The following is a 21,339-nucleotide window of genomic DNA, read 5'->3' as shown; positions in this document are numbered from 1 at the left end:
GTGCCTTGCTCAGTAGTCGTGGCGGCGGCGCGAAGTCATCATGCAAAGGGCAGTCAGGGCAGCGCCCGCTGCGAAGGCCAGCACCACGGACTTGCCGGGCTGTTCGGCCACGTAGCGGCTGCTGACGTCGGCAGCATGGTTGAGTTGGCGGCGGGCACGTTCGCTGGCGTCGGCGCAGTACGAAATGCTGCGGCTGGCCAGTTCCTGGGCGCGGGCAGCCAGATCGTCGATGGCGGGGTTCAGCTCGCCCTGCAGCTTGTCGACACCGCGCTCGGCCTTGTCCAACGATTCGTTGGCAACGCGGCGGCTCGCCTGCACAGCGTCCTTGGCGGAGCCCAGCACGCCGTCGGCGACGGAGTGGGCGGTACTGGCGGCTTTCTGGGTGGCGGTTTCTACGTTCATGGGTATTCCTTTCGGGACCGGCTAGGGGAGGGCGGCGGGGTCAGGGATGCCGAGGGGCTATCCGCGCTTCAGCAGGCTCAAGACGAAGGTCACCACGGCCATGATCACGAACACGAAGAACAGGATCTTGGCGATGCCCACTGCGCCTGCAGCGATGCCGCCGAAGCCAAACAGGGCGGCCACCAGGGCGATGACCAGAAAAACGACTGCGTAATGCAACATGTCCATCTCCTTCTATGAGACCGGCTTCTGCCGTAAGTGGATTGGCGCCACTGGTTTGCGGCGCTTGCAGTCACTGTAGACGGGGGGCTTTTGCCGGCATGCCGGTAGCTGGCGCGGCGGGGTGTAGGACAGAGTCCATGGGCCGACGCGTTCCATGCGGGGTGCAGCAACGGCCCTAGGCTGCCGCAGAAGGCCGTTCAATGCAGAGATTGGAGGCGCAAAAAGGCCTGGGCGCGTGAGCGTCGTCGTTTGCGCACCGCAGCAGAATGCTCCTGGCCGTAAGCCGGCAAGAGGCGGCCGGCAAGAGGCGGTCAGGGGTGGGGCAGGATGGCGGACACCAGCGTGCCCTCGCCCGGGTCGGATGTCACGGAGAGACGGCCGCCGGCGGCCTCCACCCGGTGGCGCATGCCCACCAGGCCATGGGCAGCCGGGTTGATCTTGGTCGTCTCGAACCCGGCACCATCGTCCCGGATCTGCACCGAGACGTGGGTGGGGTAGTTGTGCACGGCCACCAACACCTTGCTGGCGTTGGCGTACTTGCCGATGTTGGTCAGCGACTCCTGCACCATGCGGTAGATGGTGAGCTGCACGGACTCCGGCAGGTCCACCGTCTCCAGGTTCACATCCACCTCGACATTGCTGCGCTCGGAGAACTCCCGCGTGAGGATCTCCAGCGACGCGGTCAGCCCCAGGTTGAACAGCGAGGAGGGGCGCAGGTCCTCGATGATGCGGCGCTTGAGGGCGATGCCGCTGTTGAGCGTTTCCGTGAGGTGCTTCAGCCGCTCGGCGATTTCCGGCGCATTCACATCCACGCGGGATTTCAGCCGTGCGACGTCGAGCTTGGCCGCTGTGAGCAGCGCGCCCAGTTCATCATGCAGTTCACGGGCCAGGTGGCCGCGCTCGTCCTCGCGCACCTGCTGCAGGTGGTTGGCAAGCTCCGTGAGCGAGGCGGTGCGTTCGCGCACCAGGTGCTCCAGGCGGTCGCGTTCGCGGGCCAAGGCGTCCTGCTGGCGCTGGTTGGCTGCCTGCAGGGCCACACCCTGGCGCAGGTACATGTAGAAGGCCAGCAGCCCGATGACGGCCACCGTCGCGATGCCCAGGCGCGACAGCATCAGCGAACGCAGAATCTCTGCGGTGCTGTGGTCCGTTTTCTGTGCGCTACGGTCGGTGAGGCGTCCCGCGATGGTACGGATGGCGTCCATGTTCTCCTTGCCCACATCGGTGGAGAGCACGAACTTCCAAGCATCGTCGTTGTTCTGGCGGCGCAGCCGCAGGCTCAGGTCCAGCTCCGACAGCTTGCGCGAGATCTGCCGCGACAGCTGCGCCAGGTCCTCGATATCGGCGGGATCCGTCGAGTTCAGCAGCAGCGTGCGCAGGCTGTCCAGATTGGTGTTGATGGTGGCAACGGCCTTTTCGTAGGGGGCCAGATAGCGGTCATCGCCCGTCAGCAGGTAGCCCCGCAGACCGGTTTCGGCATCGAGCATGTTCTGCATCAGCCGATCGATCTCCGCCCGCGTGGTGTGGGTGCGGGCGAGCGCGTTGACGGCATCGTGGGAGCGCAGGTAGCCGACCTCGTTGATGCCCACCAGCATGGCGACGGCCAGCAAGGCAAGCGGCAGGCTGATGGCCATCTTGCGGAAATTGGGCCAGCGCATAAATAGGTTTCTCCGGAACGCGACAGGTTTCTGGATAATGGCACTTGCCATTGGCTTCACATGCTAACGGCAGGCCCGGCCATCGGGTTGATCGGCAACCAGAACAATAGTGGCGGCGTGAAGCCGCTCCCTGAAAGAAGGCTCAATGATCAAGATCGGCATTGTGGATGACCATGCGATTGTCCGCTCAGGACTGCGGCAATTTCTTTCCGAACATGTAGACCTGCGGGTGGTGGGCGAAGCGTCCAACGGGCGCGAGGCCATCGACCTGGTGCGCGCACAGGAAATCGACGTCCTGTTGATGGACCTGTCCATGCCGGGGCAGAGCGGTCTGGATGCACTGGCCATGCTGCGCGCCAAGGCGCCCGACATGGGTATCCTGATCCTGAGCGGCTATCCCGAAGAGCACTATGCGATCAACCTGATCCGCCAGGGAGCGAGCGGCTACCTCAACAAGGAGTGCGATCCCAAGGAGATCGTCGAGGCGATCCGCACCATCTCGCTGGGGCGGCGCTACCTCACGCCGGCGGTTGCCGACTTGCTGGCCCAGCAGCTCAACCGCAAAGACGATGCCCCGCCGCACGAACAACTGTCCGAGCGCGAGTTCCAGGTGTTCCTCAAGCTGGCCAAGGGCGAGACGGCGGGCGACATCGCCAAATCGCTGTCGCTGAGCGTGAAGACGGTGAGCACCTATCGGACGCGCCTGATGGAAAAGATGGCGCTGTCTTCCAACAGCGACCTGACCTATTACGCGCTGAAGAACAAGCTGATCGATTAATGCAGAAGCGGGCTGCAGCGCAGCGCGCTGCCCGTGTCCGTGCAATGCAAAGGGCCCGTCGCGACGGGCCCTTGTGCTTCCTGGGTTGTATCTGATCGCCCAGAAACGGGGCGGTTCCGACCGCTCAGCCTGCCATCTGGCGGCTGGCCGCCTGTTGGGAGCTGTGTTCGATGCAGTAGTCCACCAGCGCATCGATCTCATTGGATTTGTCGAAGACGGCGTCGACGCCCAGCTGGGCACAACGCATGCGCACATCGGGGGTGGCGTAGTTGCTCAAAACCACCATCTTCTGACCGGCGTTGCGATTGCGGCACGCCGCCAGCACGCCGAGGCCGCTGCCTTGGCGGAGGAAAAGATCCACGATGGCGAGATCCCATTCGCCGGCATTGGTGCTCAACCAGTCCTTGCCCTCATCTTCCGTTTCTGCCATACCAACGGCTTCGACGTCTGCCAGTTCTTCGAGGGTGCCAATCAAGTTCTCTCGAATGGTAGCGTTGTCTTCGACGATGTAGGTGCGCAGTTTCACAGAAGTTTCCTGTCTGGGCCGCCATCGGGCATGGTGGCCGCAACCAGACTGTAATAGCGGGGCTCGGAGCATTCTGCCAGCGGCCATATGGCAGTATCGTAGGAGCATTCCTACTCCTGCACCTCTGATCGAGGCACCCGTTCAGGGCTTGTCGCTACCGCCTGTGCCGCACACCGGGCACCCTGCATCACGGTGCGTGCGCAGGCGCGTCCATTCCATCGACCTGCCATCCAGAAGGAGCAGCCGCCCCGCAAGCGTGGTTCCCGCACCGGTCAGGATCTTCAGGGCCTCGGCCGCCTGCATGCTGCCGATGATGCCCACCAGCGGGGCGAACACACCCATGGTTGCGCACTGCACTTCCTCGAACTGCGCGGACGGAGGAAACAGGCAGGCGTAGCAGGGCGCTTCGGCCTCGCGGGGGTCCACCACCGTGATCTGCCCGTCGAAGCGGATGGCCGCACCGGCCACCAGCGGCGTGCGGTGCCGTACACAGGCCGCGTTCACGGCCTGCCGGGTGGCGTAGTTGTCGCTGCAGTCCAGCACCACGTCGGCCGCCTGCACCAGGGCCTGCAGCGCCTCATCGTCCACGCGCTCTTGCAGCGCCCGAAGTTGCACTTCGGGATTGATCGCGTGCACCGCCTGCGCTGCCGACTCCACCTTGGGCTGTCCGATCCGCGCGGTCGTGTGGGCGATCTGCCGCTGCAGGTTGGTCAGGTCGACCGTGTCGTCGTCCACCAGCGTGAGCATGCCCACCCCCGCAGACGCCAGGAACAATGCGGCCGGCGAACCCAAGCCTCCGGCACCGATGACCAGGGCGTGCCCCGCCAGAATGCGCTCCTGCCCTTCGATGCCGATGTCGTCGAGCATGATGTGGCGCGAGTACCGCAGCAGTTGGTCGTCGTTCATGTGGGATCCGGAGAAGCGGTGGCGATGGGCGCGGCGCCTGCGCCGGGCCGGGTGCATGCAGGGGCCGCCCAGGGAAATGGCGCAGCGGCCCGGGATGGAAAAAGGCCGGGTCCCGCGGGAGCCCGGCCTGGCTGCGAGCGTGCGCTGCGCGGTGTCAGTTTTCCTTCTTCTCTTCCTGGCGTTCCGTCTGCGTCTTGCTGGCGATGACAGGCTGGCCCTTGAGCTGGTTGAGGGCCTGGGCCAACTGAAAGTCCTTGTCGGTGCCGAACTCGGGCAGCTTGCGCTCGGCCTGGGGCTTCTTGGCTTCTTCTTCCAGGCGCTTGCGGGCTTCCTCGCGAGCCTTTTCGCGGGCGACGTCCTTGATCTCTTCGCCCTGGCCGCTGTTCAGGTGCTTTTCCAGGTCGGCTTCGCGCATGCGCAGCGACGCGAACAGGTCGCCCTCGGCGGTCTCGTCCACCATCACGTCCGGCACGATGCCCTTGGCCTGGATGGACTTGCCGCTGGGGGTGTAGTAGCGCGCGGTGGTGAGCTTGATGCCGGTGTCCGGGCCCAGGGGGCGCACGGTCTGCACGGAGCCCTTGCCGAAGGTCTGGCTGCCCATGATGGTGGCGCGTTTGTGGTCCTGCAGCGCGCCTGCGACGATCTCGCTGGCGGAGGCGGAGCCTTCATTGACCAGCACGACCAGCGGCACCGTCTTGAGGGCGGCAGGCAGGCGCTTGAGCGGGTCACCACCGCCACGGCGCTGGTAGAACTCGGGCGACGCCTTGAACGTCGCCTTGGACTCGGCCAGCTGGCCGTTGGTGGACACGACGGTGACGTTCTCGGGCAGGAAGGCCGCAGAGACCGCGACGGCTGCGTCGAGCAGGCCGCCTGGGTCGTTGCGCAGGTCGAGCACCAGGCCCTTGAGCTTGGGATCCTGCTTGTAGACCTCTTCGACCTTGCGCACGAAGTCGTCCACGGAGCGTTCCTGGAACTGCGACAGGCGGATCCAGGCATAGCCCGGCTCGATGACCTTGCCCTTCACCGACTGGGTCTTGATCTCTTCGCGCGTGATGGTCACGGGGAAGCTGCGACTCTCGTCCTTGCGCAGGATGGTGAGCGTGACCTGGGTATTGGGCTCGCCGCGCATCTTCTTGACGGCGTCGTTCAGGGCCAGGCCCTTGACGGCCGTGTCGTCGATCTTGGTGATCAGGTCGTTGGTCTTGAGCCCGGCGCGAAACGCAGGCGAGCCTTCGATGGGCGAGACGATCTTGATGAGGCCGTCTTCCTGCGTGATCTCGATGCCCACGCCGACGAAGCGCCCGGACGTGCCTTCGCGGAATTCCTTGAAGGACTTCTTGTCGAAATACTGCGAGTGCGGATCCAGGCTGGACACCATGCCGGAGATGGCATCCGTGATCAGCTTCTTGTCGTCCACGGGCTCGACGTAGTCGGTCTTGACCAGCCCGAAAACTGCAGACAGCTGCTGAATCTCTTCCAGTGGCAGCGGCGTCATGGCGCCGCGGGCTACCGTCTGCAGCGATACCGTGGTGAGTGCACCCGCCACCACGCCGACGGAGATCCAACCTGCAATTTTGAGTTTCTGGCCCATAAGCTACCTTTACCGCTTCAATATACACCTTGGAAGGGCCATGCCCGGTGCAGTTCCCGCGCCGGCGCTGCTTTTGCGCCGGTGGGGAGGCTTTTACCCGCGCTTTACGCTTTGCCCTGCGATGCCACCGCCGCGGCGGCCTTGGCCGCAGCCTCGGCGTCGCCCAGGTAGTAGTGGCGCAGGGGCTTGAGGTCGGCGTCCAGCTCGTACACCAGCGGGATGCCGTTGGGAATGTTCAGGCCCACGATGTCGTCGTCCGAGATGTTGTCCAGGTACTTGACCAGGGCCCGGATGGAATTACCGTGCGCCGCGATGACCACGCGCTTGCCCGACTGGATGGTCGGGGCGATGGAGTCGTTCCAGAACGGCAGCACGCGGGCCACGGTGTCTTTCAGGCACTCGGTCAGCGGAATCTGTTCGGGCGACAGGTTGGCATAGCGGATGTCGCTGCGTTCGCTGCGCGGATCGGTTGCTTCCAGCGCCGGCGGCGGCGTGTCATAGCTGCGGCGCCACACCAGCACCTGCGCGTCGCCGTACTGCTTGGCCATGTCGGCCTTGTTCAGGCCCTGCAGCGCGCCGTAGTGGCGCTCGTTCAGGCGCCAGCTGTGCTGCACGGGCAGCCAGGTGCGGTCCATCTCGTCCAGGGTATGCCACAGGGTGCGCGTGGCACGCTTGAGCACGCTGGTGTAGGCCAGGTCGAACTCGTAGCCCTCCGCCTTGAGCAGGCGGCCCGCCGTCTTGGCCTGCTCCACGCCCGTGGGCGTCAGGTCCACGTCGGTCCAGCCGGTGAAGCGGTTCTCGAGGTTCCAGGTGGATTCTCCGTGGCGTATCAGGACGAGTTTGTGCATGGTTTCCCTAGAGCGAGCGGGTTCAAAATCCGTCATTCTAGAATTCGAGGTTTGCTTTCCCCAAGGACCGACGTGAAATTCATCATCGACAACTGGTATTTGATCTTTATCGCGCTGGCCTCGGGCGCGATGCTGCTGGTGCCGGTACTCAAAGGCGCCACCGGTGGCGCACTGACGGCCTCCGCCGCCGTGCAGCTGATCAACCGTGAAAAGGGTGTGGTCATCGACGTGAGCGAGCCGGAAGAGTTCGCTGCCGGCCACGTGGGCGGCGCCAAGAACATTCCGCTGGCGCAGCTGGAAGAGCGCCTGCCCCAGGTGGTGAAGAACAAGGCCCTGCCGGTGGTGCTCGTGTGCGCCAAGGGCGCCCGGGCGCAGCGCGCGGTCGCCGTGGCCAAGAAGCTGGGCTTCGACAACGCCCAGGCGCTGGCGGGCGGTCTCAAGGCGTGGAAGGAAGCCAGCCTGCCGGTTGAAAAGGCGTGATTGGCCGCCATGTGCAGCCGATAGCCGCTTTTTCCACCTTGTAGATTTTCCTGAAAGGCCCGCCATGCAAGCCGTCAAGATGTACACCACCGCCGTCTGCCCCTACTGCATCCGGGCCAAGCAGATCCTGAAGTCCAAGGGGGTCGAGCAGATCGAGGAGATCCGTGTCGACATGGACCCGCAGGCCCGGGCGCAGATGATGGAGATCACCGGCCGCCGCACGGTGCCCCAGATCTTCATCGGCGACACCCATGTCGGTGGCCACGATGACCTCGTGGCGCTGGACGGGCGGGGCGGCCTGATGCCTTTGCTGGGCGCCTGAGGCGTGCGCCGGGCCGCCGCAAAGGCCTTGCACGCCGCTGCATAATGCAGCCCATGAGCCCGCTGCGGGAGCGTTTCCCGGGCGGGCTTTGTTTTGTCACCAACGACTTGCCGACTGAAAGACCGAGACCATGGCTACCGAAGAAAATCCCGTGTTCCAGATCCAGCGCGTGTACCTGAAGGACGCCTCCCTGGAGCAGCCCAATTCGCCCGCCATCCTGCTGGAGCAGGAGCAGCCCAACGTCGACATCCAGCTCGGCGTGGAAGCCACCCCCGTGGCCGAAGGCATCTTCGAAGTGGCCGTGACGGCGACCGTGCAGACCAAGATCAAGGACAAGACGGTGTTCCTGGTCGAGGCCAAGCAAGCCGGCATCTTCGAAATCCGCAACCTGCCCGAAGACCAGATGGGCCCGATCATGGGCATCGCCTGCCCGCAGATCGTCTACCCGTACCTGCGCGGCAACGTGGCCGATCTGATCACCCGCGCCGGCTTCCCGCCCGTGCACTTGGCGGAAATCAACTTCCAGGCCATGTACGAGCAGCAGCAAGCCCAGGCTGCCGGCGAGCCTTCGCCCATCATCACGCAGTAAACCATCCGGCAAGCGCTTGGGGCCGTTTTGGCCTCTAGCGCTTGATGGATAAGCGCTGATAGCTATGAAAATAGTAGTAATTGGCGCCGGGGCCTGGGGGACGGCGATGGCCATGAGCGCCGCATCGCATCCCGCCGGGCATGCCGTCACGCTCTGGGCGCGTGATGCGGCACAGGCCGCCGCCATGGCGGCCGCGCGCGAGAACCCGCGCTATCTGCCCGGCCTGACCTTTCCCGATTCCCTGGATGTGCGCAGCGGCGACGCCGTGGCGTTGGCGGGCGCGTCCGATCTGGTCATCGTGGCCACGCCCATGGCGGCCCTGCGCGGCACGCTGCAGGCGCTGGCGCACACCGCTTCGCCGGTCGCCTGGCTGTGCAAGGGCTTCGAGGCCGGCGCCGCCGGCAGCGCCGCCGCGGGCCTGATGGCGCACGAAGTCTGTGCCGAAGTGGCGCCGGGGCTGCTGTCCGGCGCACTCAGCGGCCCCAGCTTCGCGCAGGAAGTGGCCCGCGCGCAGCCGACGGCGCTGGTTGCCGCCAGCGCCCATGCCAGCGTGCGCGAGATGCTGGTGCACGCCTTCCACAGCCCTAGCTTGCGGGTGTATGCCAATGAAGACATCGTCGGCGTCGAGGTGGGCGGCGCGGTGAAGAACGTGCTGGCCATCGCCACCGGACTGTGCGACGGGCTGGGTCTGGGGCTCAACGCGCGCGCTGCGCTGGTCACGCGGGGACTGGCCGAGATGACGCGCCTGGGCGTGGCGCTCGGTGCGCGGCAGGACACCTTCATGGGCCTGTCGGGTCTGGGCGATCTGGTGCTGACGGCGACGGGCGATCTGTCGCGCAACCGCCGGGTGGGCCTGCTGCTGGCGCAGGGGCGCACACTGGACGAGGTGGTGGCCTCGCTGGGCCATGTGGCCGAGGGCGTTTACAGCGCCCGCACGGTGGCGCACCGGGCGGCGGCGCTGGGCGTGGACATGCCGATCACCCAGGCCGTGGTGGACCTGCTGGACGCAAAAATGCGGCCTGCCGAGGCGGTGGCCGCATTGATGGGCCGGGATCCCGCAGCGGAACTGCGGTGAGCCTGCGGCCAGGTGCCGGGGGACGCGTCAGAACACGCCGAAGAGCATGAGCAACAGCACAACGGACAGTGGGACGCCGAGAAGCCAGAGAATGATAGGCATGAGGGACTCCTGATCAAAGGGTTGAAGACATGGCTTCACCTTATCGATGCGGAAACCCCCGGGTTGTGCGACACAGGGCGCGCGGCCTGTAGGCGCCGGCCTATCGGCAGCGTGGGCCTGTCAGGCCGCACGCCGTGCCCTGGTCTGCGCCGCCGCTCGCCGGGGCGATGCGCAGATCAGCACTCCAGGTTGTCGATCAGCCGCGTGCTGCCCAGCCGGGCAGCCCCCAGCGCCACCAACGGACCCGCCAGCGCCGCGGCGTCGGCAGGCGGCTGCAGGTTGCCGCGCTGGCGCACGGTGAGGTAGTCCGGTGCCCAGCCCTGGGTGCGCAAGCGGTCTTGCGCCGCGCTCTCCAGCGCCTGCAGTTGCCCGGGAGTGGCGGCGGAGCGGACGGCATCGGCCAGGGCGCGCAGCGCCTGCGACAGCGCGACCGCCTGCGCGCGTTCCTCGGTGCCGAGGTAGCCGTTGCGCGAGCTGAGCGCCAGGCCGTCGGGCGCGCGCTGCGTCTCGCCTGCCACCACCTGCACCGGCAGGGCGAACTGCTCCACCATGCGGCGGATCACCATGAGCTGCTGGTAGTCCTTCTTCCCGAACACGGCCGTGCCGCCGCCGGCCGCGAAGAACACGGCCGAAAACAGCTTCATCACCACCGTGCACACGCCGGTGAAGAAGCCGGGGCGGAAGTGCCCCTCCAGGATGTCGGCCAGCGCCGGGTCGGGCTGCACCTTGAAGGTCTGCGGGGCGGGGTACAGATCGGCCTCGCGCGGGGCGAAGAGCACGTCGCAGCCGGCGGCCTCCAGCCGGGCGCAGTCGGCCTCCCAGGTGCGCGGATAGCTGTCGAAATCCTCGTGCGGCAGGAACTGCAGGCGGTTCACGAAGATGCTGGCCACGGTGACGTCGCCCAGCGGCCGGGCCTGCGCCACCAGGGCGATGTGGCCGTCGTGCAGGTTGCCCATGGTGGGCACGAAGGCGGGTCGGCCACGCTGGGCCAGGGCGGCGCGCAGGTCGGCGATGGTGGGGGTGATGATCATCCGGAGCAGGCCGGCACGCCGGCGGGTGAAGGAAGAAAAGGAGGCGAGAAGGGCGGGGATTACCAGGCGTGCAGCGCGTCGTCGGGGAACCGGCCCTGCTTGACGGCCTGCACATAGGCCTCGATGGCGCCGCGTACGCTGCCGGCCTCCTGCATGAAGTCGCGCACGAACTTGGGGTTCTTGCCCAGGTTCACGCCCAGCATGTCGTGCAGCACCAAGACCTGGCCGGCGGTGCCGCTGCCGGCGCCGATGCCGATGGTGTGGCAGTGCGGCAGCTCGGCCGTGAGGGCGCGCGACAGGGCGGCCGGCACCATCTCCAGCACCAGCATGGCGGCGCCGGCGTCCTGCAGTTCCAGCGCGTGCCGGCGCAGCGTGGCCGCGGCCTCGTCGCCCTTGCCCTGCACGCGGTAGCCGCCGAGGGCGTGCACCGTCTGCGGCGTCAGGCCCAGGTGGGCGCAGACGGGAACGCCGCGCTCGACCAGGAACTGCACCGTGGGCGCCGTCCAGCCGCCGCCTTCGAGCTTGACCATGTGGGCGCCCGCCTGCATCAGCGCGCAGGCGCTGCGCAGGGCCTGTTCGCGGCTCTCGGCATACGTGCCGTAGGGCAGGTCGGCGACCAGCCAGGCCGTGCCCTGCACACGGTGCAGGCCGCGCGCGACGCTGGCCGTGTGGTAGGCCATGGTGTCGAGCGACACGCCCACGGTGCTGGGCAGGCCCTGGCAGACCATGCCGAGCGAATCGCCCACCAGGATGCACTCGACGCCGGCCGCGTCGGCCACGGCGGCGAAGGTGGCGTCGTAGGCCGTCAGCATGGTGATCTTCTCGCCGGCGGCGCGCATCTGCGCCAGGCGCGGAAGGCTCACGGGGCGGCGCTGCGGCAGCGGAGAGGCCGGCGGCAGCGTGCCGTAGGGCGTGGCGGCGGTGGGGGCGGTTTCTGGCGACATGGGCGGGAAGGGGTGAGGCCGAAAAGTGCGGCGAGTCTATGCGATGCCGCTATGCTTGCCGCCCATGAAAAAACCCGACCATCCGTTCGACGCGGCATTCCTGGCCCGGCTGGCCCAGGCGGACGTCGCCCGCGCCCTCGGTGAAGACGTGGGGGCCGGCGACCTCACGGCCGGCCTGATCGACCCCGCGCGGCGGGTGCAGGCCCGCGTGATCGCCCGCGAGGCGGCGGTGGTCTGTGGTGGGCCGTGGGTGGACGCCGCCATCCGCGCGCTGGACCCGCAGGCCCGCATCGTGTGGCACGTGGCCGAAGGCGGACGCTGTGCGGCAGGGGACGTGGTGTTCACCGTCGAGGGCCAGGCCCGTGCGCTGCTCAGTGCCGAGCGCACGGCGCTCAACTTCCTGCAGCTGCTCTCGGCCGTGGCGACCAAGACGGACACCTACGTGGCCGCGGTGCAGGGCACGCGCGCGCAGATCGTGGACACGCGCAAGACCCTGCCCGGCCTGCGGCTGGCGCAGAAGTACGCCGTGCGGATGGGCGGCGGCACCAACCACCGCATCGGCCTGCACGACGCGGTGCTGATCAAGGAAAACCACATCGCTGCGGCCGGCGGCGTGACGGCCGTGCTGCAGGCCGCCCGCGCGGTGGCGGCGCAGGCGGCCTTTGTGGAGATCGAGGTCGAGACGCTCGCGCAATTGCGCGAGGCGCTGGACGCCGGCGCCGCCATGCTGCTGCTGGACAACATGCCGCTGGCGCAGCTGCAGGAGGCCGTGCGCCTCAACGCCGCGCAGCCGGGCGGCGGCGCCATCCTGGAGATCTCCGGCGGCGTCACGCTGGACGGCCTGCGCGCGCTGGCCGAGACCGGCGTGGACCGCATTTCCATCGGCACGCTGACCAAGGACGTGAAGGCCGTCGACTTCTCCATGCGCATGCAGGACCTGGCCTGAGACGGCGTGAACGAGCCCGCCCTTCACACCTTTTGAGCAGCCCCGGCGCCGTCTGTTGCACGCTCCCGCCGCCCCGCCTCTTGCCATCACCACGCCGCGCTCTTCGCACCCGGACGCACGCCCTGCCATGACCACCGACACCCTTGCCCTCCAGCCCGTGGAATACGAACAGCCCGCCGATGGCGGCAGCGGCGTCTGCGCCACGCGCCATGCCTGGGCCCGCGTTCCTGCCGAGCCCGCGCCGGCCGAGCGCGCTGCGCTCAAGGACCGCATCCGCGCCCTGCTGCGCGAGAAGAACGCGGTGATGGTGTCGCATTACTACGTGCACCCCGACCTGCAGGACCTGGCCGAGGACACCGGCGGCATCGTCAGCGATTCGCTGGAGATGGCGCGCTTCGGGCGCGACCACGCCGCGCAGACGCTGGTCGTCTCCGGCGTGCGCTTCATGGGCGAGACGGCCAAGATCCTGTCGCCCGAGAAGACGGTGCTCATGCCCGACCTGGACGCCACCTGCTCGCTCGACCTGGGCTGCCCCGCGGATGCCTTCAGCGCCTTCTGCGACCAGCACCCGGACCGCACGGTCGTGGTCTACGCCAACACCAGCGCGGCCGTGAAGGCGCGGGCCGACTGGCTGGTCACTTCCAGCTGCGCGCTGGAGATCGTGGGCGCGCTGCACGCGGCCGGGCACAAGATCCTGTGGGCGCCGGACCGGCACCTGGGCGGCTACATCCAGCGCGAGACGGGCGCGGACATGCTGTTCTGGAACGGCCGCCTGCATCGTGCACGACGAGTTCAAGGCGCAGGAGCTGCTGGACCTGAAGCGCCAGCACCCGCAGGCGAAGGTGCTGGTGCACCCTGAAAGCCCGGCCGACGTGGTCGCCCTGGCCGACGCCGTGGGCTCCACCAGCGCCATCCTGAAGGCCGCGCGCGAGCTGGACGCCACCGACTTCATCGTGGCCACCGACAACGGCATGCTGCACAAGCTGCGCACGCTCAACCCGGGCAAGACCTTCCACGAAGCGCCCACCGCCGGCCACAGCGCCACCTGCAAGAGCTGCGCGCACTGCCCGTGGATGGCGATGAACGGCCTGGCCGACGTGGCGCGCGTGCTGGAGACCGGCGCCAACGCCATCGCGGTGGACCCGGCCCTGATCCCGCGCGCCCGCCAGCCCATCGACCGCATGCTGGCCTTCACCGCCGCGCTCCGGAGCGGACAGCCGGCCGGAGCGCTGGTGCCCCACCTGGGCGCTGCCTGATGTGCGCTATTGATTTGGTAGCTGTTTGCGCTTGCTGTATAAGCGCTGGAGCCTGATTTGGATCTGACTGCGCTGATCGACTTCACCGACCCGCGGGCCGCGGCGGACGGCGGCGTCCGGCTGCGCCACGCTTTCGCCGGGCCGCCGCAGCGCGTGCTGGCGGCGTACACGCTGGCCGAGGTGCCCGGCGTGCTGCGCGCCGTGGACGCGGCCGCGCGCGCCGGCGCCTGGTGCGTGGGCGGCCTGCGCTACGAGGTCGCGGCAGCGTTCGACGGCGCGCTGCGCACCCATGCCGGGGCGCCGGGGCAGCCGCTGGCCTGGTTCGCCGTGTTCGATGCACCCGGGCCGTGGCCGGCCGCGGCCCCGCCGGTGGCGCACGAGCCCACCGTCGACTGGCACACGGAGCCGCAGCGCGCGCCGTTCGATGCGGCGCTGGCGGCCCTCCACGCCGGCATCGCGGCGGGTGAGTACTACCAGGTCAACTACACCGGCATGCTGCGCGGCACCGTGGCGGCGCCAGCGCACTCGGCGGGATCCGCGGCCGGCCCGCGCGCCACGGCGCAGGCGCTGTTCGCCGCGCTGCAGCGGGCGCAGCCGGGCGGCTACGGGCTGTACCTGGAGCTGGACGGCGAGCAGGTGCTGTCGGCCTCGCCCGAGCTGTTCTTCGACTGGCAGGACGGGGGCGAAGGCCCGGAGGGCGTGCCATGCGGCACGCTGCTGGCCCGGCCCATGAAAGGCACGGCCCCGCGCGGCGCCACGCCGGCCGAAGACGCCGAGCGCGCGGCGGCCCTGCGCGCCAGCCCCAAGGAGCGGGCCGAGAACGTGATGATCGTGGACCTGCTGCGCAACGACCTCTCGCGCATCGCCACGCCGCACAGCGTGCGCGTGCCGGCGCTGTTCCACACCCAGGCGCTGCCTGCGGTGTGGCAGATGACCTCCGACGTGCAGGCCGATACGCCCGCGGGCACCACGCTGGACCGGGTGTTCGCCGCGCTGTTCCCCTGCGGCTCCATCACCGGTGCGCCCAAGGTGCGCGCCATGCAGGCCATCCACGCGCTGGAGGACGGCCCGCGCGGCTGGTACTGCGGCGCGCTGGGCGTGGTGCGCCCGCGGCCCGGCGGCGGGCTGGCGGCGACCTTCAACGTGCCCATCCGCACCGTCGAGCTGCACGGCGCCGAAGCGCGCTGCGGCATCGGCAGCGGCATCACCCACGGCGCGCGGGCCGATGCGGAATGGCAGGAGTGGCAGCACAAGCGCGCCTTCCTCGTGCGCGCCAGCGAGCCGTTCGACCTCCTGGAAACCCTGGCGCTGGTCGACGGCGCCTTCCGCCACCGGGCCGAACACCTGGCGCGCATGGAGGCTTCTGCGGCGCATTTCAACGTTCCGTGGGACGCAGAGCGCATCGATGCCTGCCTGCATGCCCTGGCGGCCACCCACCCGCAGGGGGCCTGGCGTGCGCGGCTGTTGCTGCGCGCCGATGGCAGCCCGCGGGCGGAAGCGTTTGCGCTGGTGCCCCAGGCCGCCGGGCCGGTGCGCCTGGCCTTGGCCGGCAAGGCGTTCGCAGAGGCCCACAGCGAATTCGTGCGCCACAAGACCACGCGCCGCGCGCATTACGCGGCCTTCGCGCCCGCGCCGGGCTCGGGCGTGTTCGACACCGTGCTCTACAACGCGGCGGGCGAAATCACCGAGACCACCTTCGGCAACATCGCCGCCCAGCGCGAGGACGGCGTCTGGGTCACACCGCCGCTGGCCTGCGGCCTGCTGCCCGGCGTGGGCCGGGCCGTGGCGCTGGGCGAGGGCCGCGTGACCGAGTCCGTGCTGCGCGTGGACGACGTGCCCCGCCTGCGTGCCTGGGCCTTCGTCAACAGCCTGCGGGGCTGGCTGCCGGCGGTGCTGGCTTGAGAAGGCGCGAACGCACCCGCCATGTCCGCTCGTTCTGCCAAAAAGCGCCCCCTCTGCGTTGCAAATGCTCGCCCTGGCCCGGGCTAGGGCTGCGCTTGGCGCCTTGAGGGGCCGCGTTTTCGCAGCCTGCTCGGCCACGCCGGATTCATTCACGCCTTCTGACGGGGCCGGGCTGACCGGCCTGCTGCCAGCCGGTGGCCTGGGCCATCCAACCGTCCAGGGCCGCCAGCACCGGGGCGTAGCGCGCTGCATCGCCGTCGATCTGGGCCAGGGCGGCGCAGGCCGCCTCCAGGGTGGACAGCTGGTGCGCGGCCTGGGCCCTGCGCAAGCGGCCGTAGCGCGACGTGGGCAGATCCTCGAGCGGCAGGCGGGGCAACTGCTGCAGCAGCGGGTTCAGGTAGAGCATCTTGCGGCTCTTGCGCCAGGTGCCGTCCAGCACGACCAGCCGCAGCGCCGCGGGCGTGGCCATCCACTGCGCCGGCAACGGCGGCGGGGCCTGCAGCGGCAGCGACGGGTTCGGCGGGGTGTCGGGATACAGCAGCACGGCGTGGGCGGGCACGCCGCTGGCCGTGGGCGCCGCCAGCCAATCCTGCAGCAGCGCGGGGTCGAAGCGCTCGCCCACCTCGATCCGGCTGCGGGGCAGGCACAGGTGCAGCAGGCGGGCCGTGCCTTTGGCGTGGGCTACCTCCAGGGGGTGCTGCAGCACCAGCACCTCGGCCCGGTGGGCGACCGGGGCGGCCCAGGGGCACAGGCAGGTGCTGGCGGGGCGCCGGCAGCGTGCGCACTGCGGGCGCCGCGCAGCAGGCGCTGCTGAGCAAACATCCATGATGCTATTGAAAATATAGCTGTAAGCGCTTATGGAGTAAGCGCTGCAGGCCTGTTTGGCACGAAATATCGGTTACAGCCGTTCCTTGACGTAGGAGGGCCGGTCCATGTCGATGATCTCCACGCTGAGCTGCACCAGCACGCCGGCCGGGCGGGGTGCCAGGCGGCGCAGCACCTCGGCGATGCGGCCGGCCAGGTCCTGCTTGGCCTCCGGCGTGCGGCCCGACAGCAGGCGCAGCTGGGCGTGGATGAAGGCGCGCGGCCCGGCCGCGGTGCCCACCTGGAAGCTGTCCGTGTGCACGAAGCGGCTCTTCAGGTCGGCCTCGTCCAGGATCTCGGGGCTGGCGGTCACCGCGGCGTTGATCTCCTGGAGCGCCTGGGCTTCGGGGAAGTCGGCCAGGTTGCGGGTGTATTCGATGGTCAGGTGCGGCATGGTCGGTCCTTGGTTGAGAAGAGGAAAGAAAACGGGATGGCCCGCGTGGGAATGGATGTGCTGGCTTTTAGAGATCCAGCACGCAGCCGTCGCCTACGCCGCCACGCCAGACGCGCACCCGGCTGGGGCGGGGCTGCAGGTCGGCCAGCGCCTCGGCGATGAAGACGCAGAGATTCTCCAGCGTGGCCGGTCCCAGGCCGGGCACTTCGTCCAGCAGGTGGTGGTCCAGCCGGTCGCGCAGCGCCTGGCAGCGCGCCCGCAGGTGGCCCAGGTCGATCACCATGCCCGTCCGGGCATCGCGCGGGCCGGTGACGGAGACCTCGGCATGGTAGGTGTGGCCGTGGATGCGGCGGCTGCCTTCGGCCTCGATGGCGCGCTGCAGCGTGTGGGCGGCGTCGAAGAAGAAACGTTGGTGGACGGTGAACTGCATGGGGCAAAAACCAGGGGGAAAAAATAAAGATCAGAGCGAAAGCGGCGCGAGGAGGCCAGCGAAGCGGTTCTGGCTAGGCGCCGCATCGCAGGCAGTAGCAACGCTACGACAAGATGCGGCAACGACGCCAGAAGGGCTCCTTGCGCTGCTCCGCTAGCGGATGCCGGTGAGCTTGTGGGTCTGCAAGCTCAGCCGCCAGGCCGGGCGCTGCAGGCAGGCCTCGATGCACAGCGCCGTGTTCTCGGCCTGCGCCGGCCCGTCCATGGGCTGCAGGAAGCGGTGGATGAACTGCGTCTTCGCTTCCAGCGCCGCCAGGTCGAAACCCGGCTGCGGCCAGACCAGCTTGAGCTCCTGCCCCGCGCGCTGCACCCAGTCCGCGCCGGCCTTGGGGCTGATGCACAGCCAGTCGATGCCGGCGGGCGCCGCCACGGTGCCGTTGCTTTCCACGGCGATGCGAAAGCGCCGCGCGTGCAGCGCGTCGATCAGCGCCGCATCGACCTGCAGCAGCGGTTCGCCGCCGGTCAGCACCACCAGACGGTGCTGCGCATCGTTCGCGGGCCACTGCGCGGCGATCTGGTCGGCCAGGGCGTCGGCGGCGCTGAACTTGCCGCCCAGCGTGCCGTCGGTGCCGACGAAGTCGGTATCGCAGAAGCGGCAGACGGCCGTCGCACGGTCCTGCTCGCGGCCGCTCCAGAGGTTGCAGCCGGCAAAGCGGCAGAACACGGCGGGCGTGCCGGCCTGGCCGCCTTCGCCTTGCAGGGTGTAGAAGATTTCCTTGACGCTGTAGCTCATGCCGCCAGCTCCCCTTCTAGTGCCGCCGTGCGCGCCGGGGCCAGCGCGGCCAGGGCGTCCAGCAGCCGGTCCACGTCGGCCTCGGTGTGCGCGGCCGACAGGGCGATGCGCAGGCGCGCCGTGCCTTCCGGCACCGTGGGCGGGCGGATCGCCGGCACCCACAGGCCGCGGGCGCGCAGCGCCTCCATGGCGGCCAGGGCCTCGTCGTTGGCACCGATGAGCAGAGCCTGCACGGCGGTGCGCGAGGGCACCAGCGCCCAGTGCGTGCCGTGCACCAGGGGGGCCAGGCCGCTGCGCAGTTGCGCGATGCGGGCGTTGAGATGGTCGCGCAGCGCATCGCCGCGTTCGATGAGCCCCAGGCTGGCCTGCAGCGTGCGCGCCAGCAGCGCGGGCGCTGCGGTGGCGAAGATGTAGCTGCGCGTCTTCTGCACCAGCCACTCGACGAGCACATCGCTGCCGGCGACGAAGGCCCCGGCGGCTCCCGCCGCCTTGCCCAGCGTGGCCATGTAGAGCACGCGCGGCGATGCGCCGGCGCCGGTCAGCCCCGCTTCGGCCAGGGCGCCGCGGCCCTGCGGGCCCAGCACGCCGAAGCCGTGGGCGTCGTCGAGCAGCAGCAGGGCGTCGTAGCGCTCGCACAGGGCCACCAGCGCCGGGATGTCCACCACATCGCCGTCCATGCTGAACACCGCATCGGTGACCACGAGCTTGCGGCGTGCGGGGCTGGCGGCCAGCAGGCCTTCGAGCGCGGCCAGGTCGGCGTGTTCGTAGCGGTGGATGGTGGCGCGCGACAGGCGCGCGCCGTCGATCAGGCAGGCATGGTTGAGCGCATCGGAGAACAGCGCGTCGCCAGCGCCCACCAGGGCCGGCACGATGCCGGCATTGGTCGGGAAGCCGGCGTAGAAGTACAGCGCCCGGGGCAGTTGCACGAAGCGCGCGAGGTCTTCCTCCAGCGCGGCGTTGGCCTGGCTGTGGCCGCTCACCAGGGGCGAGCCGCCGGAGCCGACCCCGAACTCGCGTGCGCCCGCGCAGGCCGCGTCGGCCAGTGCGGGGTGGCCTGCCAGGCCCAGGTAGTCGTTGCTGCAGAACGCCAGCATGGGCTGGCCGTCCACCTCCAGGTGGGCGCCCTGCAAGGGGCGCACGGTGCGCCGGCGCCGGCGCAGGTGGGCGGCGTCCAGCGCGGCGATGCGGGCCGGGAACTCGTCGAGCCAGGAGCCCGTGGCCGGCGGTTGCGGTGGGGAGGTCATGTCCATTCGGGGGGCAGGTGGTAGCAGGCCGCCAGGGCGCGTGCGTCGGGGTGGGGCTGGTGCGGCAGCTCGGCCAGCAGGGGCGCGCGCAGGTGCTGGCGCAGCCAGGCGATGTTGTCCTCGGGGGCCAGCATGCGGGGATCGACCCGGTTGGCGACCCAGCCGGCCAGCGTGAGCCCGCGCGCGCGGATGCTCTCGGCCGTCAGCGCCGCATGGTTCAGGCAGCCCAGCCGCAGGCCCACGACCAGGATGACGGGCAGGCCCAGGGCGTGCGCCAGGTCGGCGCCGGTGGCGGTGTCGGACAGCGGCACGTGCCAGCCGCCCGCGCCCTCGACGACGATGGCGTCGGCCTGCAGCGCCAGCTGCCGGTAGCTGCGGGCGATGGCGTCCACGTCGATCGCCACCCCGGCCCGCTGCGCGGCGATGTGCGGCGAGAGCGGGTCGGGCAGCAGCACGGGGTTGTCGAGTTCCGGCGGCACGGTGATGGTGGAGGCGGCGCGCAGGGCCAGGGCGTCTTCGTTGGCCAGTTGGCCTGCGACGATCTCCGCCCCGGCCGCGATGGGCTTCATGCCCACCACGCGGGCGTGGTGTCGCGCCAGGGCGTGCAGCAGCGCGGCGCTGGCCAGGCTCTTGCCCACGCCGGTGTCGGTGCCGGTGATGAAACAGCCCCAGCTCATGGCACGACCTTTTCCGGGCGGTGGGCCGCGGCGTGGTCCGCCGGCTCCTCGGCCAGCGTGGCCTCCAGGGCGGCCAGGGCCTGCGTGGCCAGGTGGTCTATTTCGGAATCGTCGAGTACGTAGGGTGGCATGGCGTAGAGCGTGTTGCCGATGGGGCGCAGCAGCAGGCCGCGGGCCAGGGCCTGGCGGTGGTAGCGGCGGGCGAAGTCGGGCAGGGTGGTCTCCACGTCCCAGGCCCAGACCATGCCCAGCCGCCGTGCGTGGCGCACGCGCGGGTGGCGCGACAGCGGCGCGCAGGCGGCGTCGATGGCCGCCGCCCGCTGCACGTTGGCCGCGAGCGCGCCGGTGGACTCGAACAGCTCCAGCGTGGCCAGGGCCGCGCGGCAGGCCAGCGGGTTGCCGGTGTAGGAGTGCGAGTGCAGGAAGCCCCGCGCGATGTCGTCGTCGTAGAAGGCCGCGTAGACCGCGTCCGTGGTGAGCACGGCCGACAGCGGCAGCGTGCCGCCGGTGAGGCCCTTGGACAGGCAGATGAAGTCGGGCCGGATGCCGGCCTGCTGGTGCGCGAACATCGTGCCGGTGCGGCCGAAGCCCACGGCGATCTCGTCGGCCACCAGGTGGACCTCATAGCGGTCGCACAGCGCACGGGCCTGCCGCAGGAACTCGGGGTCGTGCATGGCCATGCCCGCGGCGCACTGCACCAGCGGCTCCAGGATCAGCGCGGCCGTGGTGGCGTGGTGCTCCGCCAGCCAGTCGCCCAGCGCGGCCGCGGCGCGGCGGGCCACGTCGGCCGCGCTCTCGCCGGGCTGGGCGCCGCGCGCATCGGGGCTGGGCACCACGCTGCCCAGGCGCACCAGGGGCGCGTAGGCCTCGCGGAAGATGGGGATGTCGGTCACGGCCAGGGCACCCACGGTTTCGCCGTGGTAGCCGCCCGCCAGGCCCACGAAGCGGCACTTGGCGGGCCGGCCCTGGTTGCGCCAGTAGTGGGCGCTCATCTTCAGCGCGATTTCGGTCGCGGCGGCGCCGTCGCTGCCGTAGAAGGCATGGCCCAGGCCGGTGAGCGCGGCCAGCCGCTCGGACAGCTCCACCACCGGCGCATGCGTGAAGCCGGCCAGCATCACGTGGTCCAGCCGCGCCAGCTGGTCCGCCAGGGCCGCCTGGATGTGAGGGTGCCCGTGGCCGAAGAGATTGACCCACCAGGAGCTGATGCCGTCCAGGTAGCGGCGCCCGTCGGTGCCGTACAGCCAGGGGCCCTGGGCCCCCGCAATGGCCACAGGCGGCTCGGCCTCATGGCGTTTCATCTGCGTGCAGGGGTGCCAGACGCTGGCGAGGCTGCGGCGGGCAAGGGAGTCGTCGGGGGTCATCG

Annotated in this window: 23 protein-coding genes and 1 pseudogene; 8 read left to right on the top strand and 16 right to left on the bottom strand. The window is 69.6% G+C overall.

The annotated features are described in order from the left end of the window. Positions 1–9: 9 nt before the first annotated feature. The 3 genes from QE399_RS01785 to QE399_RS01775 all read right to left on the bottom strand — a co-directional run bounded on the left by QE399_RS01785 (position 10) and on the right by QE399_RS01775 (position 2,279). Positions 10–402, bottom strand: a complete 393-nt coding sequence (locus QE399_RS01785; RefSeq protein ID WP_309825634.1) for a hypothetical protein — start codon at positions 400–402, stop codon at positions 10–12. Positions 403–459: 57 nt separating this feature from the next. Then, a complete protein-coding gene (locus QE399_RS01780; protein ID WP_011806609.1) occupies positions 460–624 on the bottom strand; it encodes a DUF1328 domain-containing protein in 165 nt (54 codons plus the stop codon). A 311-nt stretch (positions 625–935) separates the two neighbouring features. Beyond that, the gene (locus tag QE399_RS01775; RefSeq protein WP_309825633.1) at positions 936–2,279 is read right to left on the bottom strand and encodes a sensor histidine kinase; all 1,344 of its coding nucleotides are present in this window, start codon (positions 2,277–2,279) and stop codon (positions 936–938) included. A 145-nt stretch (positions 2,280–2,424) separates the two neighbouring features. Between QE399_RS01775 and QE399_RS01770 the strand changes: the two genes are divergently transcribed. After that, positions 2,425–3,057 carry a response regulator gene (locus tag QE399_RS01770; protein WP_092741509.1) on the top strand — a complete coding sequence of 211 codons (633 nt, stop codon included), beginning with the start codon at positions 2,425–2,427 and terminating at the stop codon, positions 3,055–3,057. 124 nt (positions 3,058–3,181) lie between these two features. Here QE399_RS01770 and QE399_RS01765 read toward each other — a convergent pair whose 3' ends face one another. The 4 genes from QE399_RS01765 to gpmA form a co-directional block, all read right to left on the bottom strand. Next, complete coding sequence (locus QE399_RS01765; RefSeq protein ID WP_309825631.1) at positions 3,182–3,583, bottom strand: response regulator; 402 nt, start codon at positions 3,581–3,583, stop codon at positions 3,182–3,184. 141 nt (positions 3,584–3,724) lie between these two features. Further along, complete coding sequence (locus tag QE399_RS01760) at positions 3,725–4,489, bottom strand: HesA/MoeB/ThiF family protein (RefSeq protein WP_309825630.1); 765 nt, start codon at positions 4,487–4,489, stop codon at positions 3,725–3,727. A 154-nt stretch (positions 4,490–4,643) separates the two neighbouring features. Next, complete coding sequence (locus tag QE399_RS01755) at positions 4,644–6,080, bottom strand: S41 family peptidase (RefSeq protein WP_309825629.1); 1,437 nt, start codon at positions 6,078–6,080, stop codon at positions 4,644–4,646. Between the two features lie 104 nt (positions 6,081–6,184). Beyond that, complete coding sequence (gene gpmA, locus QE399_RS01750) at positions 6,185–6,928, bottom strand: 2,3-diphosphoglycerate-dependent phosphoglycerate mutase (protein ID WP_309825628.1); 744 nt, start codon at positions 6,926–6,928, stop codon at positions 6,185–6,187. Between the two features lie 72 nt (positions 6,929–7,000). Between gpmA and QE399_RS01745 the strand changes: the two genes are divergently transcribed. The 4 genes from QE399_RS01745 to QE399_RS01730 all read left to right on the top strand — a co-directional run bounded on the left by QE399_RS01745 (position 7,001) and on the right by QE399_RS01730 (position 9,394). Continuing rightward, positions 7,001–7,408, top strand: coding sequence for a rhodanese-like domain-containing protein (locus QE399_RS01745; protein WP_309825627.1), 408 nt, complete (start codon positions 7,001–7,003; stop codon positions 7,406–7,408). A gap of 64 nt (positions 7,409–7,472) precedes the next feature. Beyond that, the gene (gene grxC, locus QE399_RS01740; protein ID WP_309825625.1) at positions 7,473–7,730 is read left to right on the top strand and encodes a glutaredoxin 3; all 258 of its coding nucleotides are present in this window, start codon (positions 7,473–7,475) and stop codon (positions 7,728–7,730) included. 130 nt (positions 7,731–7,860) lie between these two features. Then, positions 7,861–8,319 carry a protein-export chaperone SecB gene (gene secB / locus QE399_RS01735; protein ID WP_309825624.1) on the top strand — a complete coding sequence of 153 codons (459 nt, stop codon included), beginning with the start codon at positions 7,861–7,863 and terminating at the stop codon, positions 8,317–8,319. A 64-nt stretch (positions 8,320–8,383) separates the two neighbouring features. After that, positions 8,384–9,394 carry an NAD(P)H-dependent glycerol-3-phosphate dehydrogenase gene (locus QE399_RS01730; protein ID WP_309825623.1) on the top strand — a complete coding sequence of 337 codons (1,011 nt, stop codon included), beginning with the start codon at positions 8,384–8,386 and terminating at the stop codon, positions 9,392–9,394. 278 nt (positions 9,395–9,672) lie between these two features. On the opposite strand, the gene panC is transcribed toward QE399_RS01730, so the two are convergent. Beyond that, positions 9,673–10,527, bottom strand: coding sequence for a pantoate--beta-alanine ligase (gene panC / locus QE399_RS01725; protein ID WP_309825622.1), 855 nt, complete (start codon positions 10,525–10,527; stop codon positions 9,673–9,675). A gap of 59 nt (positions 10,528–10,586) precedes the next feature. After that, positions 10,587–11,471, bottom strand: a complete 885-nt coding sequence (gene panB, locus QE399_RS01720) for a 3-methyl-2-oxobutanoate hydroxymethyltransferase (RefSeq protein ID WP_309825621.1) — start codon at positions 11,469–11,471, stop codon at positions 10,587–10,589. Between the two features lie 64 nt (positions 11,472–11,535). Here panB and nadC point away from each other — a divergent pair, with 64 nt between their 5' ends. From nadC to QE399_RS01705, 3 genes and pseudogenes are all read left to right on the top strand, one after another. Beyond that, a complete protein-coding gene (gene nadC / locus QE399_RS01715; RefSeq protein WP_309825620.1) occupies positions 11,536–12,417 on the top strand; it encodes a carboxylating nicotinate-nucleotide diphosphorylase in 882 nt (293 codons plus the stop codon). A gap of 127 nt (positions 12,418–12,544) precedes the next feature. Then, a pseudogene (gene nadA, locus QE399_RS01710) lies at positions 12,545–13,673 on the top strand (quinolinate synthase NadA). A gap of 57 nt (positions 13,674–13,730) precedes the next feature. Next, positions 13,731–15,575, top strand: coding sequence for a chorismate-binding protein (locus tag QE399_RS01705; RefSeq protein ID WP_309825619.1), 1,845 nt, complete (start codon positions 13,731–13,733; stop codon positions 15,573–15,575). A 145-nt stretch (positions 15,576–15,720) separates the two neighbouring features. On the opposite strand, the gene QE399_RS01700 is transcribed toward QE399_RS01705, so the two are convergent. The 7 genes from QE399_RS01700 to bioA form a co-directional block, all read right to left on the bottom strand. Then, positions 15,721–16,401 (bottom strand): tRNA-uridine aminocarboxypropyltransferase, encoded by a 681-nt coding sequence (locus tag QE399_RS01700; RefSeq protein ID WP_309825618.1) that lies wholly within the window; start codon positions 16,399–16,401, stop codon positions 15,721–15,723. 72 nt (positions 16,402–16,473) lie between these two features. Then, complete coding sequence (locus QE399_RS01695) at positions 16,474–16,833, bottom strand: 5-carboxymethyl-2-hydroxymuconate Delta-isomerase (protein ID WP_309825617.1); 360 nt, start codon at positions 16,831–16,833, stop codon at positions 16,474–16,476. A gap of 67 nt (positions 16,834–16,900) precedes the next feature. After that, complete coding sequence (locus tag QE399_RS01690; protein ID WP_309825616.1) at positions 16,901–17,263, bottom strand: 6-carboxytetrahydropterin synthase; 363 nt, start codon at positions 17,261–17,263, stop codon at positions 16,901–16,903. A gap of 153 nt (positions 17,264–17,416) precedes the next feature. Further along, positions 17,417–18,055 (bottom strand): 7-carboxy-7-deazaguanine synthase, encoded by a 639-nt coding sequence (queE, locus tag QE399_RS01685; RefSeq protein WP_309825615.1) that lies wholly within the window; start codon positions 18,053–18,055, stop codon positions 17,417–17,419. Then, complete coding sequence (bioF, locus tag QE399_RS01680; protein ID WP_309825614.1) at positions 18,052–19,299, bottom strand: 8-amino-7-oxononanoate synthase; 1,248 nt, start codon at positions 19,297–19,299, stop codon at positions 18,052–18,054. The genes queE and bioF overlap by 4 nt, the downstream gene beginning before the upstream one ends. Next, complete coding sequence (bioD, locus tag QE399_RS01675; RefSeq protein ID WP_309825613.1) at positions 19,296–19,976, bottom strand: dethiobiotin synthase; 681 nt, start codon at positions 19,974–19,976, stop codon at positions 19,296–19,298. The genes bioF and bioD overlap by 4 nt, the downstream gene beginning before the upstream one ends. Next, a complete protein-coding gene (gene bioA, locus QE399_RS01670; protein ID WP_309831898.1) occupies positions 19,973–21,337 on the bottom strand; it encodes an adenosylmethionine--8-amino-7-oxononanoate transaminase in 1,365 nt (454 codons plus the stop codon). The genes bioD and bioA overlap by 4 nt, the downstream gene beginning before the upstream one ends. Positions 21,338–21,339: the final 2 nt, after the last annotated feature.

It is taken from the genome of Paracidovorax wautersii (genome assembly GCF_031453675.1).
GTDB lineage: Bacteria > Pseudomonadota > Gammaproteobacteria > Burkholderiales > Burkholderiaceae_C > Paracidovorax.
The sequence above is the reverse complement of the archived record's forward strand: the minus strand, read 5'-3'. Positions and strand labels throughout refer to the sequence as shown.

Bases quoted from the DNA above. Each gene is read 5' to 3' on its own strand.
- QE399_RS01770 (WP_092741509.1), top strand. From the start codon at position 2,425: ATGATCAAGATCGGCATTGTGGATGACCATGCGATTGTCCGCTCAGGA.
- secB (WP_309825624.1), top strand. From the start codon at position 7,861: ATGGCTACCGAAGAAAATCCCGTGTTCCAGATCCAGCGCGTGTACCTG.
- nadC (WP_309825620.1), top strand. From the start codon at position 11,536: ATGAAAAAACCCGACCATCCGTTCGACGCGGCATTCCTGGCCCGGCTG.
- QE399_RS01695 (WP_309825617.1), bottom strand. From the start codon at position 16,833: ATGCCGCACCTGACCATCGAATACACCCGCAACCTGGCCGACTTCCCC.
- QE399_RS01755 (WP_309825629.1), bottom strand. From the start codon at position 6,080: ATGGGCCAGAAACTCAAAATTGCAGGTTGGATCTCCGTCGGCGTGGTG.
- bioD (WP_309825613.1), bottom strand. From the start codon at position 19,976: ATGAGCTGGGGCTGTTTCATCACCGGCACCGACACCGGCGTGGGCAAG.
- QE399_RS01760 (WP_309825630.1), bottom strand. From the start codon at position 4,489: ATGAACGACGACCAACTGCTGCGGTACTCGCGCCACATCATGCTCGAC.
- grxC (WP_309825625.1), top strand. From the start codon at position 7,473: ATGCAAGCCGTCAAGATGTACACCACCGCCGTCTGCCCCTACTGCATC.
- QE399_RS01730 (WP_309825623.1), top strand. From the start codon at position 8,384: ATGAAAATAGTAGTAATTGGCGCCGGGGCCTGGGGGACGGCGATGGCC.
- QE399_RS01780 (WP_011806609.1), bottom strand. From the start codon at position 624: ATGTTGCATTACGCAGTCGTTTTTCTGGTCATCGCCCTGGTGGCCGCC.
- bioF (WP_309825614.1), bottom strand. From the start codon at position 19,299: ATGACCTCCCCACCGCAACCGCCGGCCACGGGCTCCTGGCTCGACGAG.
- bioA (WP_309831898.1), bottom strand. From the start codon at position 21,337: ATGACCCCCGACGACTCCCTTGCCCGCCGCAGCCTCGCCAGCGTCTGG.
- QE399_RS01775 (WP_309825633.1), bottom strand. From the start codon at position 2,279: ATGCGCTGGCCCAATTTCCGCAAGATGGCCATCAGCCTGCCGCTTGCC.
- gpmA (WP_309825628.1), bottom strand. From the start codon at position 6,928: ATGCACAAACTCGTCCTGATACGCCACGGAGAATCCACCTGGAACCTC.
- panB (WP_309825621.1), bottom strand. From the start codon at position 11,471: ATGTCGCCAGAAACCGCCCCCACCGCCGCCACGCCCTACGGCACGCTG.
- panC (WP_309825622.1), bottom strand. From the start codon at position 10,527: ATGATCATCACCCCCACCATCGCCGACCTGCGCGCCGCCCTGGCCCAG.
- queE (WP_309825615.1), bottom strand. From the start codon at position 18,055: ATGAGCTACAGCGTCAAGGAAATCTTCTACACCCTGCAAGGCGAAGGC.
- QE399_RS01785 (WP_309825634.1), bottom strand. From the start codon at position 402: ATGAACGTAGAAACCGCCACCCAGAAAGCCGCCAGTACCGCCCACTCC.
- QE399_RS01700 (WP_309825618.1), bottom strand. From the start codon at position 16,401: ATGGATGTTTGCTCAGCAGCGCCTGCTGCGCGGCGCCCGCAGTGCGCA.
- QE399_RS01690 (WP_309825616.1), bottom strand. From the start codon at position 17,263: ATGCAGTTCACCGTCCACCAACGTTTCTTCTTCGACGCCGCCCACACG.